The sequence below is a fragment of the Vibrio sp. A1-b2 genome, from assembly GCF_021726015.1.
Taxonomy (GTDB): Bacteria; Pseudomonadota; Gammaproteobacteria; order Enterobacterales; family Vibrionaceae; genus Vibrio; species Vibrio diazotrophicus.
The window spans coordinates 1-15,391 of the sequence record NZ_JAKKCI010000012.1; the positions used below are offsets into that span (position 1 = coordinate 1).

Here is a 15,391-nt window from a genome sequence, read left to right on the forward strand (position 1 = left end):
GAAGAATAATCATTCTAAATGAACTAAAAAATATGTAATAGCAAGCATTACGATGTAACTATACCGTACTCATGAACAAATGCGACTAACTGTATAACAGACTAACTATCATCGCATTTTGCCTTGAGCGTTACTTGATGATTGTGACGGAGTATCGAGAAACATTTTATCTACATTCCCGCCATAGACAAAAGTCGGATACGTCTTCTACCCTGATGGCTAAAACGCTGGGCAAAATTCTTCTCTCCCCAAAAGATACAATATGAAGCGCCTATTTTTTCATTACGCCCTATTACAGCCAATTTTGCATGCATCTAACATTTAAAGCCTATCAGGTACAGAGTACAATGTAGAGCATAGACCTAATCTACAATTGGCTTTTATTGAAAGAGGAATATATGATGTAAAATCGAATATTTACATAATAACTCCACTTAATAACTCTATAGGTAACCGCTTAATAGAAAGCAACGTTGAATCCTCATTTTTATCTTTATCGTATCCGTCTTCAGTTATATGTTATTAAGAAAAACGCAAATAATCGGCAATAGCGGCATGTTGGATTATGCCTACAAGCCGCCGTACTTACATCAACCGATATCACTTCTAGCAGCATCAGCTGTTAGCGAGTCCGCTATCTCATTCCCTCTAACACCAGAATGTGCTTTCACCTTGATGACTTCAACATATTTCGCAGTTCGAAAAACATCGACTGCCTGCCCACAAGTGTCGATTCTTAGTTGGTGAAACAGATTTATGATGCAGGGTCGACCAACTCAAAATTGAGCGAGGTGGTACTACTCCAACGACCAAAACCCTTATATATTCAAAAGATATAAGTTAGATAAATGGTTTAAGCTTATTCTTTCAAAAAATAATTGAGAGGTAATGTATTTTTATACAACTCAACGGTATCCAACCATTTTTTGGATATTTCACCAAAGTGCAAAAAGTGTGGCAAAGATTCATGTTCATTCAATGCTTCAATAGATTCCCATTCCTCAAATATAAAAAATGTCACCTCATCTGCTTTAAACGCTTCGTATCTTATTACTCCTAGTTCTTTATTACTCTCAGTAACTAGTTTTTTTAGGGCATCGGAAAACTCACTCACGCTTTCCTGTTTTACAACCAATTTAACTAATACATGAATCATTACATCACCAATTGAAAAATGCCGGGTAATCGTATCCGGCAAAAAATACACAACATTAAAAACAAATGGACAGTGGTTCTCTTTTTTATGACTTGAGATGTCAGCACCGGTCAGACATGACTCCTTATTAGGCGACATTTTGATTTTAAATAGCTGACTTTTAAGCACTAGACTGTAAAGTCAAAGACAACTATCTCATCAAGTAATGGGCGAAACTCTTTTTTGAGAGCATCATGCTCTGGGTGATATAGATAATTTTCACGACCTTTATCATCAACAAACGTCATCAAAACAGAATGTGTGTACCTTGATTCTTGCCCTCAAGGCAATCATTTCCTCCCCACTCAACAGAGAGAACGCCCTCGTTCTTGTTGGGTAATGAAGCAAAAACATCCTTTAACCTATTTATTTCTGGTAGTTCTGATGATTGATTAAACCTTTGAAGCAAAATGTGTCGAATCATATGTATCCCTCGATATTAGCTAACTCTTCTTTAGATTATAAAAAAGATTTATATGACTATTTAACTGGCAATATATAGCATCGAATAAAAATTGGATAATAAGATATTTATAATAAGAACTTAAATTAGTTTTATTGAGATAAATACACTGTTCATTAAATGCACTAACACCAAACTTGAAGGGACCTAACGAAATGGCCCCATGAAAAGAACGTGCTCAATATAGCTTAGCTTAATGTAATTACCGTTTTTTGTTTAGTAACTTCGCTATTTTCCAATGCATCAAGCAATTGTTCAAATTTAAAAGTAACTGGTAAACCAACTTCAACACTACCTTTTGAAATACGTTCAAGTAACGCTTCACCGTTTTGCATTAATACATACCAATCTTCTTTATCACCAAAATCATGTAACGCTCCTAGTGCTATTTCGTGGTAAGAAATAGTGCGAGTAAATGGAGGGTCAATTGGTTCAGGGATGCGATCTTGAATGCAAACAATATGTCCATTGGCTCTTAGCAGTGGCACTAAATGGGCCGCGTTTTGTCCACTGATCGCATCAAAAATAGCGAAGTATTTCATGTCAATTTGTGATTGCTCTCTATAAACTAGGCGAAAACCTAGCTTTATTGCACGCTCTTCGCTAAGACTAGCTGACACAACATCAACGACATAGCCAGCATTAACAAGGATCTGAGATAGCAAATTATTAACCGCGCCAAAACCAACAACAAGCACTTCTCTTTGTCGGGTTGACGGAATTTTTTCAAATGCTTGCCACGCAGTGAGCATGGGACAAGGTAGTGCTGCTGCAAGTTCAAATGTTAGGTTCTCGGGCAACATCATCACTCGCTCAACATTTAAAACCGTACACTCAGCAAAGCTGCCATTTCGTTTTAGTGAGCAATGATACGTCACTCGACGCCCAATTAAATCCGTGTCAACCATTGCACCGACTTGTACAATAACACCTGCTCCATCAACACCAGGGACATGACCATTAGGCCAGTTCAAAGGATTTGCTTTGATAAATTTCCAATCTACAGGATTAATACCAATGGCTTTGTTTTGCACTAAAACTTCATTGTCAGCTAATTGTGGGCTTTCTGCTTTACCTAAAATAAGGCTATGCTTCTCTGTTTGATATTGCCAAATTGGATATTGTTCCATCTAAATTCCGTTCGCTTATTGAAAAACATAAGGCACCGAGGAGTTGCCCTTGATGCCTGATATATTAGGCCTGATAAGTAGGATAATCGATGTAGCCCTCCTCTCCGCCACCATATAAGGTTAACCTAGCATTGGCATCAAACTCAGCCAGTGGCAAATCATGAGCAAAACGGGCGACTAAATCTGGGTTCGTTACAAAAGGGGTACCAAAGGCAACGAAATCAGCATACTGCTTATCAAGTAAGCGTTGTGCAGATTGCTTTGTTAATTTTCCTGCAACCATTATCGGATTAGTGTAAATCTGACGTACCTGCTGACGAAATCCTTCAGGCACCTCTACATAACGCGAAATATTTTCTGAAAAATGTACATACGCAAGGTTCATCGGTTGCAGTTTTTCCAATAATGCCAACGTCAGTGGAACAATTTCAGCATCATCTCCTGCAAAACCTTCTCCGATATGAGGAGACAAACGAACGGCAACTTTCCCACCACCAATTTCGTTAGTAAGAGCTTGTAATGTATCAACCAAAAAACGCATACGATTCTCTTGGCTGCCCCCATATTGATCAATTCTTTGGTTGCTTTCTAAGCGTAAAAAGGTATCGAACAAGTAACCATGTGCAGCGTGTACTTCAACGCCATCGAACCCCGCTTCAATAGCATTTCTTGCTGCTTGAACAAAATCGGTAATTGTAGCTTGGATTTCATCTGCACTCATTGCTTTTGGTTGCTCAGTTTCTACCATCCCAAACCCGCCTTCAGGTAGTGGGCCGAATACTTGATCTGGAATTTTGATCGCTGATGGTGCAATGGGTTGTGTTCCTGAAATATCAGAATGACTACGACGCCCAACATGCCAGAGTTGGATAAATATCTTACCCCCTTCCTCATGAACAGCTTGGGTCACTTTTCTCCAACCTTCAATGTGTTCTTCAGTATAAATGCCTGGAGTCATAGAATACCCACGACTTACGGCTGATACAGGAGCACCTTCGGTAACAATCAAACCTGCACTGGCACGTTGACGATAATAAGTCGCCATCATCTCGTTGGGAATATCACCAGGTTGAAACGTTCGTGAACGAGTCATCGGCGCCATGGCAATACGGTTACTGGTCTCTAGTACTTGACCTTTAAATGCATTAAACATACTTCCCCCTAAGCTCTATATGTTAGATAATCAATAAGCCCTTTTTCACCGCCACCAAACAACGTGTTTGGATCGTGATCCGCTAATGGGTAACCGTGAAGTAAACGCTCAGGGAGGTCAGGATTAGCCACAAAAGGTCTACCAAAACCAATCATATCAGCTAGCCCTTCATTGATAGCGTGTTCAGCTTTTTCCGCATTATAACGACCTGCGTAAATCAAAATGCCTTGGTAAGCCTCTCGTAATGCACGTTTAAAAGAGACTGGCGTGTCAGGGGCATCATCCCAATCTACTTCAGCGATATGCAGATAAACGATACCGTGCTTATTCAGTAACGCAGCGGCAGCGGTATAAGTTTCGATAGGGTTCGCATCTACGGTACCATTTAAGGTTGTCAAAGGAGCCAGACGCACCCCAACACGTTCAGCGCCAATCGAGTCCACCAATGCTGCAACTACTTCATCAAGAAAACGAAGACGATTTTCTAAACTACCACCGTACTCATCGGTACGGTTATTGGCTTCGGAGTCAATAAATTGGTTAATCAAATATCCGTTAGCCGCATGTAGTTCAATACCATCAAAGCCCGCCTCAATGGCATTCAATGCAGCTTGACGATATTCTGCTATGACGTGCTGAATATCCGATTTTGTCATCGCTCTAGGTTGTACGACATCAACAAAGCCAGGTTCATCAGTTCCATTATCAACGAATACTTTCACATTTTCCGCTTTTAACGCTGATGAAGACATCGGCAGTTCGCCACAGATGTTATCTGGGTGAGTGACTCTACCAACGTGCCAAAGCTGTGCGAAAATCGTCCCGCTCTCAGCATGCACAGCTTCGGTAACTTTACGCCAGCCTTCAATCTGCTCGGGTGTATAAATACCTGGGGTCCAAGCATAACCTTTTGCAATCGGTGAAATTTGCGTCCCTTCAGAGACAATCAAACCTGAACTTGCTCTCTGCGCGTAATAAGTCGCCATCATTTCGTTCGCGACATCGCCAGGCTGACTCGCTCGAGAGCGAGTCATCGGTGGCATAACAATTCGGTTTTTTAAGGTCAACTGACCGAGTTGAATTGGTTGAAACAGTGATTTAGACATAGCAAGCCCCTTCATTAACTAAGGACATACTAACAGATGAACAAAACAACATTCATAGCTATAAAAACAAATAACATTTGTTAAATTCGCAATAATCCAATACTACGAAGAAAAATACAGTTCGTTTAAAATCGCCTTTTCGATGATAGATACGTGATTCGAACTGGAATATTTAGGAGGCTTTGTTGCAGAAATCGAATCAACTAAATCAGAACCTTACGATCAGATCAGGGACATTCATTCACTGACTTTAGTTTCATGCCGAAGCCTCGCTACAAAACCACTAATTGGCGCAAGTACAATAACTAACTCATCAACCGAGGTTCACTCACGTTTTGGATTGGCGAAGAAGCGATAACTGAGTGGAAACAACCTAAGCAGGATAGGCGTGGTAGACCACGATTGTTTAGTGACTTAGCTATCACGACTGCTCTCATGGTAAAGCGCATTTTTTCCTTGCCTTTAAAGGCTTTGCAAGGCTTTATCGACTCGGTTTTTAGATTGGCAAATGTTACATTGGTTTGTCCCCACTATACCTGCATAAGTCGCCGAGCAAAGGATGTCGAGGTTTGCTTTTAAACCTCTTCACGAGGCACTATTCAGCACTTAGCCATTGATGCAACTGGACTTAAGGTATACGGTGACGGTGAATGGAAAGTGAAAAAGCATGGAACCGATGGTAAGCGCCGAGTCTGGCGTAAACTCCATCTTGCCGTTGATACCGATACTCATGAAATTATCGCAGCTGAGCTGACACTATCAGGCGTGACAGATTCGGAAGTACTCCCCAATCTACTCAAACAAACACGCCGAGTCATCAAGGTGATCTCGGGAGATGGTGCATACGATACAAGAGAGTGCCACAGGGCGATTAGGGTTAAGAAAGCGATACCTTTAATCCCTCCGCGTGAAGGAGCAGCCTTCTGGGAAAAGGAGCATCCACGCAATCTGTCGGTTGGCTGCCAGAAACTCTATGGGTCGAAAAAAAAGTGGAAACAGAAGTATGGTACCACAGACGTTCACTGTCTGAAACCGCTATGTGTCGCGTGAAACAGTTACTTGGAGCCTCACTCACTTTTCGTAATTACAATGCACAAGTTGGGGAGACTTACGCCATGATCAAAGCCCTCAACAAGTTAACTGGGATAGGTATGCCCGAAACTCAGTATATCGTTTAAAAGGTGTATGATTTAGCTAGCGTCCGCTCGTAAGCTGAATTCAGCAACAAAGCCCAAACTAGTTATTGATGTTAAACCAGAGCCTACATCATCTAAAGATATTCCAAACCCTTGCTTTTTAAAATCATTTAAACATAGTACAACTACAATCTAGTAAATACGATTCAGCAATTTCCAATGTTATTAATCTAGGTGACAATTCGTACTCACTTAAAATAGAACCAATATGACAAGCTCGCAATGCTAAAAGCAAGCGAGCTTGTATTATTTGCCTATTTTTATTTTCCGTTACGCTTACTTAAGCGACCTTCTAATCTATAAAAATCAAGATGACTAGATGTAAAGAAAGATGAAGACTGACCGCTAGTGAAGTTGTCCAGATGTACGACAGTCGCTCCATTTTCTTCCTGCCATGAAATCGCATATAACCCTTGTTTTAGGACCTTCCATTGGCAGGCTGCTTGTCCACTGGTCCCCTTTAGTGCACCACTAATAATTTCATAGCTGACAACAGAAGCGTCGGCGTTATAGGTATTAATCGCAGATAATCCCTCATACTCGACAAGATATGACCCACCTGCGAATTCTGGGATTTCATCTATATACTTCATATTAATCATTCCATTTCGGAGCAAGTCCTTCAGGGTTTACTTCACGTCCATTTCTTTCCAGTGAGTCAATTCTGAAGATGGCTTCATCTGTAAGTTTAAGGTTTAGTGCTTCAAGATTGCTAGCCAAATTATGGCGCTTGGTCGAGGAAGGAATGACAGCGTAACCTTTAGATAATGCCCATGCGAGTACTACCTGAGCCGGTGTAGCCGAAACCTCTTCTGCGATTTCGCCAATAACAGGATCTCCCAAAACTTTACCATAAGCTAGTGTCATATAAGATGTAACTTGTATATTATTTTCCTGCATAAATTTAACTAAGCTGCGATTTTGTAAATATGGGCTAAGTTCAATTTGGTTTGTAGCAATGTTTTCTTTACCTACGGCATCCATAGCTTGTTGTAGTAGGTCTATGTTAAAGTTTGATACCCCTATTTCACGAGTCAACCCTATATTCTTTGCTTCAAGTAATGACGTCATATATTCTTTTACATCATTATTGCTACCTGGCCAATGAATCAAAGTTAAATCCACATAATCAGTATTAAGCTTGTCCAAACTTTCCTTCAAACTAGGGATAAGTCGCTCAGAATTCATATTATCTACCCAGATCTTAGTTGTGATGAATAGTTCATCACGACCTAAGTTCGCTTGTGTGATAACTTCTCCTACCTCTTTCTCATTGCCGTAAATTTGAGCAGTGTCAATGACACGATAACCAACTTCTAATGCATTCTTAATAGAGTCTTTTACAACGTCTCCTTCTAGACGGAACGTTCCTACTCCAAATGATGGTACTTTCATATAACTCTCCTAAACTCATTGATATTATTCGATATATAAAATTCAAATTTACTTTACGAGTTTGTAAGATTTCCGTAAAGTTAATAATAATCAAATCTATATTGAGAAATTATCAACAATGAAAGCAACTCTAGATGAAATGAAAACCTTTGTAGCCGTCGTTGATACTGGTTCAGTTAGTGCAGCGGCTAAACTAATGTCAATGACTGTTTCAGCCGTCAGTCGCACAGTATCAAGACTAGAAAGCAAGTTGGATACAACATTGCTAAACAGGACTACTCGTAAGTTAGATGTAACGAATGAAGGAGCAATCTATCTTGACAAAGTAAGAGAGATCTTAGATGCAGTGGAACTTGCTGAAGCGCAACTTCAAAGTCAAAAATCTAATCCTTCAGGTTTACTAAGGATAAATGCTGCTACTCCATTTTTATTGCATGCATTGACTCCACATATTGCACAGTATCAATCCCGTTATCCAGATGTAGACCTTGAACTAACTTCCAGTGAAGGAAACATCGACCTCTTAGGAACGAAAACTGACATAGCTTTTCGTATAGGCGAACTACAAGACTCAACGTTACGAGCGACATTCATAGGAAATAGTCGAATTAGAATGGTCGCTAGCCCTGAATACCTCAGCAATTTCGGAACACCATCATCGGTAGAACAATTGCTTGATCACAAACTGATAGGATTTAGCCAACCTGAATCATTAAAAGAGTGGCCAATTATGGATAAGAACAACAAGTTGCTAAGAATTAACAGCAGCCTTAGGTCTGACAATGGTGAGACTATTCGATGCCTCGCACTTCAAGGAGCAGGCATCGCATGTTTATCGGACTTCATGACACACTCAGATAGAGAATGTGGCCACTTAGTGGAGGTACTTAGCGAGTATTCGCGTGAGGTAAAACAACCTATCCACGCCGTTTATTACAAAAACGCAGGAACCTCGAGAAGAATAAGTTCGTTTATTAACTTTATAAAGGAAGAACTATTGGTCAAGAATTTCAATTTTCTTTAGTGTGTAGCCTATTTATACAAAACTGTTTTGTCGTTTAGGCACTTTTTCTTACTTTGAAGATGAAATAATTTCATTGAGTGAGATCAAAATCTCACCACTAAGTGATATTAACATTTTCTGGTAGGCAATATTATGCATAAAAATCTAAATACTTCTTTTTCTATTGGAGTAGAGCTACCCTTAGATAACGATTGGACTCGAGAAGGCCAAACAAAACGTTTACTCCAACATAAACCATTTGGCGTTCCTGATATGACTGAACATAAAGAACGGATCATGCTGGCAGATGAACTTGGTTTCAAAGCAGCTTGGATTAGAGATGTTCCGATTTATGATCCAAATTTTGGTGATGCTGCTCAAGTTTTTGAAGCGTTCAGTTATCTAGGTTATCTATCAGCATGTACCAATAACATCTTATTAGGTACAGCTGCTATTGTTCTGCCGTTACGAGAGCCTTGGATTGTTAAAAAAGCAGCCGCAACAATCAATGAACTAAGCAACAATCGTTTAATTCTTGGTGTTGCTAGTGGAGATCGCCCGAGCGAGTATCCACTATTTGATGTGGATTTTAACAACCGTAGTGAAGTATTTCGCAACAGTCTGGAAATACTAAAAGATACGAATAACTCTAAACTCAAAGACGGGCTTCAGTTGCTCCCCGAGTTTAAAGACATTCCTATCTATGTAGCGGGATTAGCTCAACAAAATCCTGAGTGGATCGGCGCAAATGTAGATGGTTGGCTTGCGTACCCAGGTACACCACAAGACCATGAAAATCGCGTTAAGCTTTGGCGTAAGGTTGCAGGAGATAAACCTTATATCAGTTTCATTCACCTCGACTTAGTTGATGATCCTAATGCCCCTATCATTAGGCATCATTTTGGAGTTCAGACTGGTGTGGAAGGATTAATTACCGAGCTAGAGGCTATGAAAAATATCGGGGTGGACCATATCGGTTTACACTTCAGAAGAAATCGCCAGCCTATTGAAAATGCACTAAAAGAAATTGCTCGCGAAGTCCTCCCTCACTTCCAATAAGCTGATTGAAACAATAGGAGGTTTCAATTACCTGCTCCAAAAAATCGAGTTGGTAATCCCCCCTTGGAACCTCTTGTTCAGTACTTAAAATATTTTTTCAACTCACATCCAATACCTTACTATGTTGTGGAAAGAAGATCTCTTTAGCCAATCAAATTAGAACATACGCAATTAATGCTTACGATCACGCACTACGATCCGCTCGAATTAGACCAATAATGAAAAAACTCTTTTGTTATTTTAACAAGAATTCACTCACCGCAATGTAAGTCTAGGCTGAATAAAATCTATAAATGCTGTTATTCGTTTAGATAAAGAAGATGACTTGTAGAAAACCGCATTTACCTGCTCTCTCCCTGTGCTGACAGTTTTTTCTGACTCTAGTAATGCTACGAGTCGACCCGAATCTAAGTCTTGTTTCACCATAAACCCGGAAAGGCAAGCAATCCCATTCCCTTCAAGTACTAGTTTTCTTATGGTTTCACCACTACTAGATATTAGATCTGGAGTTCCAATATCAAACCCCCTAAGAGGCCATTCATTTAAAACCTTAGGTCCTGAAAAGCCAATCAAACTATGCTGTTTCAAGTCGCTCGTTGATTGGGGAAACCCTTTTCTTGCCAAGTAACTCGGAGATGCAACGATAAATAACGGGCTAGTACCAAGCGGTTTTGCATGCAATGTAGAATCGGCTAATTGCCCAATTCGAATCGCAACATCAGTTCTCTTTTCCAATAAGTCAACAAATCCTTCATTAGAGGTTAAATCTAGTTGTATATCTGGATAAGCCTCCTTAAATGGCTGAATTAATGGAACCAGTTGATGTAAAACAAAGGGACTAGCCGCGTCTACTCTGAGCCGTCCTTTAGGTAGCTCACCTCTTGTAATTATATCTTCCTCAGCTTCTTGAATTTCACGTAATCCTTTACGAACAGACTCAACAAACTGAAGGCCTTCCTCTGTAACTTCTACCCTTCGCGTTGTCCTATTCAGAAGTGTGATACCCAATTGAGATTCTATTTTGCTTACTGCCCTGGAAACCCTTGCCACCTGAATCCCTAGTGAGTTTGCTGCAGAAGAAAATCCACCACTATCAACGACAGTGATAAGAATCTCAAGTTCATCTGACCTAGTTAACATGCTCTATTCCCCCTGAACCATTTACATCAAAATTAGCAAAAGTATTTTGTAATAAATACTATTTTTTACAATTAAGTTCTATTCAATAATTCAACCACTGAAACGTTGAAACTGTTTCGGTTATTAACGTCCACTGATTAAGAGAGAGAAATATTATGCCTTTAGCATTATTAGCATTGACGCTTAGCGCCTTTGCTATAGGAACCACAGAGTTTGTTATTGTCGGGCTAATCCCTACAATGGCAACAGACTTAAATGTATCGTTACCTTCAGCGGGTCTTTTAGTTAGCCTATACGCACTTGGCGTTGCGATTGGTGCTCCCGTTTTAACTGCGCTGACAGGCAACTGGAAACGAAAATATGTATTAATGGCGGTAATGGCGCTGTTTGTACTTGGTAACCTATTAGCGTGGCAAGCACCAGAATACAACACATTGGTCACTGCTCGAATTTTAACAGGCTTAGCTCACGGCGTGTTCTTTTCTATTGGCTCCACAATCGCAACTGGTCTGGTTTCTAAAGAAAAGGCAGCTAGTGCAATTGCTATTATGTTCACAGGTCTAACTGTTGCGTTAGTTACTGGCGTACCTCTTGGTACGTGGATTGGACAAACATTTGGTTGGCAGTCAACATTTTTAATTGTTGCGATTCTCGGCCTAATTGCTCTGATTGGCAGCGCTATTTTGGTACCAAGCAATCTTAAGCAACCACCAGCAACTAAACTATCATCACAACTGAAAGTATTGACTCAACCTCGACTTCTATTAGTTTATGCGATCACTGCATTAGGTTACGGTGGTACTTTCACTGCATTTACGTTCTTAGCCCCAATCCTTGAAGAGGTATCAGGTTTCGGATCGAATGCAATTAGTCTGATTATGCTAGTTTATGGTGTGTCTGTAGCAATCGGTAATATTTGGGGCGGAAAAATGGCCGACAAGATGGGACCGATCAAAGCGCTAACTGCAATTTTCATTGGTTTGATCGTTGTTCTTCTTGTATTTAATGTCGCAGCAACAAACCAAACTGCAGTAGTTATTACCATTCTAGTATGGGGTGCGTTTGCTTTTGGCAATGTTCCTGGCCTTCAAGTCTACGTAGTAAAACTGGCTGAAAAATACACTCCTGATGCAGTGGATGTTGCTTCAGGCCTAAATATCGCAGCATTCAACGTTGGTATCGCACTGGGTTCATGGGGCGGAGGTCTGGTGGTTTCAAATGCTGGGCTAATGCACACACCATGGATTGGATCAGTGGTTGTTTTTGTTGCCCTATTACTTACACGATTCAGTGGAAGTTTGGACAAACGCAACGAAAAATACGTAGCCTCTTACAGATAAGAATCGAACAGAACATACATAGTTCGCCACTTTAAACCCAGTCTAAGACTGGGTTTGTCATTTTTAAGAACACTAAAGGCTTTGTTGCAGAAATCGAATGAACTAAATCAGAACCTTACGATCAGATCAGGGACATTCATTCACTGACTTTAATTTCATGCCGAAGCCTCGCTACAAAACCACTAACTGGAAACAGTACAATAACTCCCTGACCAACAGAGGTTCACTCACGTTTTGGATTGACGAAGAGGCGATAACTGAGTGGACACAATCTAAGCAGGATAAGCGTGGTAGACCACGATTGTTTAGTGACCTAGCTATCACAACTGCTCTTATGGTAAAGCGTATCTTCTCCTTACCTTTGAGGGCGCTGCAAGGTTCTATCGACTCCGTTTTTAAATTGGCGAATGTTCCTTTGGTTTGTCCCCACTATACTTGCATAAGTCGCCGAGCTAAGAATGTAGAGGTTTGTTTTAAAACTCCTTCACGAGGCACTATTCAGCACCTAGCCATTGATGCAACTGGACTCAAGGTATACGGTGAGGGCGAATGGAAAGTGAAAAAACATGGAACCGATGGTAAGCGTCGAGTCTGGCGTAAACTCCACCTTGCTGTGGATACTGATACTCATGAAATTATCGCGGCTGAGCTGACGTTATCAGGCGTGACTGATGCGGAAGTACTCCCCAATCTACTCAAACAAACCCATAGAGCCGTCAAGGAGCTCTCGGGAGATGGCGCATACGATACAAGAGAATGCCATAGGGCGATTAGGGTTAAGAAAGCGATACCTCTAACCCCTCCGCGTGAGGGAGCAGCCTTCTGGAAAAAGGGGCATCCACGCAATCTAGCGGTTGGATGCCAGAAACTCTATGGCTCAAACAAAAAGTGGAAACAGAAGTATGGTTACCACAGACGTTCACTGCCTGAAACCGCTATGTATCGTGTGAAACAGTTACTTGGAGCATCACTCACTCTTCGTAATTACAATGCACAAGTTGGGGAGACTTACGCCATGATCAAAGCCCTCAACAAGTTAACTGGGATAGGTATGCCCGAAACTCAGTATATCGTTTAAAAGATGTACAATTTAGCTAGCGTCTACTCGTAAGCTGAATTCAGCAACAAAGCCCATAACAACTCTAAAAATAACTCATATAATATAGCCAGAATAAATATCGACATTATTGCCATTACTAATAAACACTTTTGTTATAAATGCTATTTTACTACCAAATTAATATGGATAAAATAAAAACATTACGAATCACATCGTAAAATTAACACAGATTGACTTTTATAACTTACGAAATATTTGAATAGTAGCTAAGTCAACAGTTGCTATGACTATAAATAAGTTATTTAAAATAGGACATATTCATGCCTACAGTATTTATTACCGGTGCCAATAGAGGTCTAGGTTTAGAGTTTGTAAACCAATATTCAAATCTAGGATGTCAGGTTATTGCATGTTACAGAAATCGAGAAAATTCATTAAACTTAATTAGTATTGCAGAAAGAAATGACAATATAACCCTATATAGACTTGATGTAACAAAAGAAGAACAAATTAATCAATTGTCTGATTATTTTAGAGGTAAAGAAATTGACATTTTAATTCACAATGCTGGAATAGATGGTAATCGATGTGAAAGCTTTGGAACAATGAATATGATGGAATGGATGAACGTAATGATCACGAATACTATTTCACCAGTGCTTGTTACCCAAGCTTTAGTTGAAAGCCTAAAAATTGGTAAGCATAAAACTATTGTAGGAATGACTTCGATTATGGCTAGTATCGATGACAACCAATCAGGGGGCAGATATAGTTACCGAGCATCTAAAGCTGCTCTAAATCAAGTCATTAGAACTCTATCTATCGATTTATCTGACGACAAAATTAAAGCATTAGCTATTCATCCAGGATGGGTTCAAACAGACATGGGGGGAGTAAATGCTAAAATAAGTCCAAATGAAAGCGTAAAGTCTATGATTGAACTAATAAATAAATGTACGGATACTGATTCTGGTTCTTTTTTACTTTATGACGGTACGAGGTTACCTTGGTAATGTATATTTTAGGTCTGTTCGCCATCATTATAATTTTCTTCTACGTACGATCAATCCTTATGAGCATTGGTGATTTTAACATCACTTGGGAGTGGGATGAAGAAGATAAAGATATTCTATAGCTAATTAAATTGGATTAAGGGACTATATTTTTAGTTGGCTTTGTTGCAGAACTCTGCTAAAGAGCGGATGCTAGCTAAATCGTACACTTTTTAAACGACACACTGAGTTTCGGGCATACCTATCCCAGTTAACTTGTTGAGGGCTTTGATCAAGGCGTAAGTCTCCCCAACTTGTGCATTGTAATTACGAAAAGTGAGTGAGGCGCCAAGTAACTGTTTCACGCGACACATAGCGATTTCAGACAGTGAACGTCTGTGGTACCATACTTCTGTTTCCACTTTTTTTTCGACCCATAGAGTTTCTGGCAGCCAACCGACAGATTGCGTGGATGCTCCTTTTCCCAGAAGGCTGCTCCTTCTTCACGCGGAGGGATTAGAGATATCGCTTTCTTAACCCTAATCGCCCTGTGGTACTCCCTTGTATCGTATACACCATCTCCCGAGATCACCTTGATGACTCGGCGTGTTTGTTTGAGTAGATTGGGGAGTACTTCCGAATCTGTCACGCCTGATAGTGTCAGCTCAGCTGCGATAATTTCATGAGTATCGGTATCAACGGCAAGATGGAGTTTACGCCAGACTCGGCGCTTACCATCGGTTCCATGCTTTTTCACTTTCCATTCACCGTATACCTTAAGTCCAGTTGCATCAATGGCTAGGTGCTGAATAGTGCCTCGTGAAGAGGTTTAAAAGCAAACCTCGACATCCTTTGCTCGGCGACTTATGCAGGTATAGTGGGGACAAACCAATGGAACATTTGCCAATCTAAAAACCGAGTCGATAAAGCCTTGCAAAGCCCTTAAAGGCAAGGAAAAAATGCGCTTTACCATGAGAGCAGTCGTGATAGCTAAGTCACTAAACAATCGTGGTCTACCACGCCTACCCTGTTTAGGTTGTTTCCACTCAGTTATCGCTTCTTCGCCAATCCAAAACGTGAGTGAACCTCGGTTGATGAGTGAGTTATTGTACTTACGCTAATTAGTGGTTTTGTAGCGAGGCTTCGGCATGAAACTAAA

12 protein-coding genes and 4 pseudogenes are annotated in these 15,391 nt (G+C 40.4%); 6 read left to right on the plus strand and 10 right to left on the minus strand.

The window, feature by feature from the left end:
• Positions 1 to 590 precede the first annotated feature (590 nt).
• From L3V23_RS18580 to L3V23_RS18605, 6 genes and pseudogenes are all read right to left on the minus strand, one after another.
• Positions 591 to 744: pseudogene (locus tag L3V23_RS18580) on the minus strand (RNase H family protein); the annotation flags it as partial.
• A 115-nt stretch (positions 745 to 859) separates the two neighbouring features.
• A complete protein-coding gene (locus L3V23_RS18585; protein WP_237292729.1) occupies positions 860 to 1,294 on the minus strand; it encodes a putative quinol monooxygenase in 435 nt (144 codons plus the stop codon).
• Between the two features lie 29 nt (positions 1,295 to 1,323).
• Positions 1,324 to 1,619, minus strand: a pseudogene (locus L3V23_RS18590) (Dabb family protein).
• Between the two features lie 227 nt (positions 1,620 to 1,846).
• Positions 1,847 to 2,788, minus strand: a complete 942-nt coding sequence (locus L3V23_RS18595; RefSeq protein ID WP_237292730.1) for an alcohol dehydrogenase catalytic domain-containing protein — start codon at positions 2,786 to 2,788, stop codon at positions 1,847 to 1,849.
• A gap of 64 nt (positions 2,789 to 2,852) precedes the next feature.
• On the minus strand, positions 2,853 to 3,941 hold the full coding sequence (locus tag L3V23_RS18600; protein ID WP_237292731.1) for an alkene reductase: 1,089 nt from the start codon (positions 3,939 to 3,941) through the stop codon (positions 2,853 to 2,855).
• Between the two features lie 8 nt (positions 3,942 to 3,949).
• Positions 3,950 to 5,047, minus strand: a complete 1,098-nt coding sequence (locus L3V23_RS18605; protein ID WP_237292733.1) for an alkene reductase — start codon at positions 5,045 to 5,047, stop codon at positions 3,950 to 3,952.
• A 312-nt stretch (positions 5,048 to 5,359) separates the two neighbouring features.
• Here L3V23_RS18605 and L3V23_RS18610 point away from each other — a divergent pair.
• A pseudogene (locus tag L3V23_RS18610) lies at positions 5,360 to 6,225 on the plus strand (IS5 family transposase).
• Positions 6,226 to 6,503: 278 nt separating this feature from the next.
• Here L3V23_RS18610 and L3V23_RS18615 read toward each other — a convergent pair.
• Positions 6,504 to 6,836, minus strand: a complete 333-nt coding sequence (locus L3V23_RS18615) for an adenylate cyclase (RefSeq protein ID WP_237292735.1) — start codon at positions 6,834 to 6,836, stop codon at positions 6,504 to 6,506.
• Between the two features lies 1 nt (position 6,837).
• Positions 6,838 to 7,638: a 2,5-didehydrogluconate reductase DkgB gene (gene dkgB, locus L3V23_RS18620; protein WP_014232173.1), complete on the minus strand. Its 801-nt coding sequence runs from the start codon at positions 7,636 to 7,638 to the stop codon at positions 6,838 to 6,840.
• 118 nt (positions 7,639 to 7,756) lie between these two features.
• On the opposite strand from dkgB, the gene L3V23_RS18625 reads away from it, so the two are divergent.
• Both L3V23_RS18625 and L3V23_RS18630 read left to right on the plus strand, forming a co-directional pair.
• Positions 7,757 to 8,662: a LysR family transcriptional regulator gene (locus L3V23_RS18625; RefSeq protein WP_014232174.1), complete on the plus strand. Its 906-nt coding sequence runs from the start codon at positions 7,757 to 7,759 to the stop codon at positions 8,660 to 8,662.
• 132 nt (positions 8,663 to 8,794) lie between these two features.
• Entirely contained in the window at positions 8,795 to 9,700 is a 906-nt protein-coding gene (locus tag L3V23_RS18630; RefSeq protein WP_237292737.1) for a TIGR03571 family LLM class oxidoreductase, read from the plus strand.
• Positions 9,701 to 9,955: 255 nt separating this feature from the next.
• On the opposite strand, the gene L3V23_RS18635 is transcribed toward L3V23_RS18630, so the two are convergent.
• Positions 9,956 to 10,840, minus strand: a complete 885-nt coding sequence (locus tag L3V23_RS18635) for a LysR family transcriptional regulator (protein WP_237292738.1) — start codon at positions 10,838 to 10,840, stop codon at positions 9,956 to 9,958.
• A gap of 155 nt (positions 10,841 to 10,995) precedes the next feature.
• Here L3V23_RS18635 and L3V23_RS18640 point away from each other — a divergent pair, with 155 nt between their 5' ends.
• The 3 genes from L3V23_RS18640 (at position 10,996) to L3V23_RS18650 (ending at position 14,253) form a co-directional block, all read left to right on the plus strand.
• On the plus strand, positions 10,996 to 12,180 hold the full coding sequence (locus tag L3V23_RS18640) for an MFS transporter (protein WP_237292740.1): 1,185 nt from the start codon (positions 10,996 to 10,998) through the stop codon (positions 12,178 to 12,180).
• Positions 12,181 to 12,337: 157 nt separating this feature from the next.
• A complete protein-coding gene (locus tag L3V23_RS18645; protein ID WP_237292742.1) occupies positions 12,338 to 13,258 on the plus strand; it encodes an IS5 family transposase in 921 nt (306 codons plus the stop codon).
• A 302-nt stretch (positions 13,259 to 13,560) separates the two neighbouring features.
• Complete coding sequence (locus tag L3V23_RS18650; protein ID WP_237292743.1) at positions 13,561 to 14,253, plus strand: SDR family oxidoreductase; 693 nt, start codon at positions 13,561 to 13,563, stop codon at positions 14,251 to 14,253.
• Between the two features lie 212 nt (positions 14,254 to 14,465).
• Here L3V23_RS18650 and L3V23_RS18655 read toward each other — a convergent pair.
• Positions 14,466 to 15,328: pseudogene (locus L3V23_RS18655) on the minus strand (IS5 family transposase).
• Positions 15,329 to 15,391 lie beyond the last annotated feature (63 nt).

Excerpts from the sequence above, each read along its gene's own strand:
- L3V23_RS18585 (WP_237292729.1), bottom strand. The coding sequence starts at position 1,294 with ATGTCGCCTAATAAGGAGTCATGTCTGACCGGTGCTGACATCTCAAGT.
- L3V23_RS18640 (WP_237292740.1), top strand. The coding sequence starts at position 10,996 with ATGCCTTTAGCATTATTAGCATTGACGCTTAGCGCCTTTGCTATAGGA.
- L3V23_RS18650 (WP_237292743.1), top strand. The coding sequence starts at position 13,561 with ATGCCTACAGTATTTATTACCGGTGCCAATAGAGGTCTAGGTTTAGAG.
- L3V23_RS18635 (WP_237292738.1), bottom strand. The coding sequence starts at position 10,840 with ATGTTAACTAGGTCAGATGAACTTGAGATTCTTATCACTGTCGTTGAT.
- L3V23_RS18645 (WP_237292742.1), top strand. The coding sequence starts at position 12,338 with ATGCCGAAGCCTCGCTACAAAACCACTAACTGGAAACAGTACAATAAC.
- L3V23_RS18625 (WP_014232174.1), top strand. The coding sequence starts at position 7,757 with ATGAAAGCAACTCTAGATGAAATGAAAACCTTTGTAGCCGTCGTTGAT.
- L3V23_RS18600 (WP_237292731.1), bottom strand. The coding sequence starts at position 3,941 with ATGTTTAATGCATTTAAAGGTCAAGTACTAGAGACCAGTAACCGTATT.
- L3V23_RS18630 (WP_237292737.1), top strand. The coding sequence starts at position 8,795 with ATGCATAAAAATCTAAATACTTCTTTTTCTATTGGAGTAGAGCTACCC.
- L3V23_RS18615 (WP_237292735.1), bottom strand. The coding sequence starts at position 6,836 with ATGAAGTATATAGATGAAATCCCAGAATTCGCAGGTGGGTCATATCTT.
- L3V23_RS18605 (WP_237292733.1), bottom strand. The coding sequence starts at position 5,047 with ATGTCTAAATCACTGTTTCAACCAATTCAACTCGGTCAGTTGACCTTA.
- dkgB (WP_014232173.1), bottom strand. The coding sequence starts at position 7,638 with ATGAAAGTACCATCATTTGGAGTAGGAACGTTCCGTCTAGAAGGAGAC.
- L3V23_RS18595 (WP_237292730.1), bottom strand. The coding sequence starts at position 2,788 with ATGGAACAATATCCAATTTGGCAATATCAAACAGAGAAGCATAGCCTT.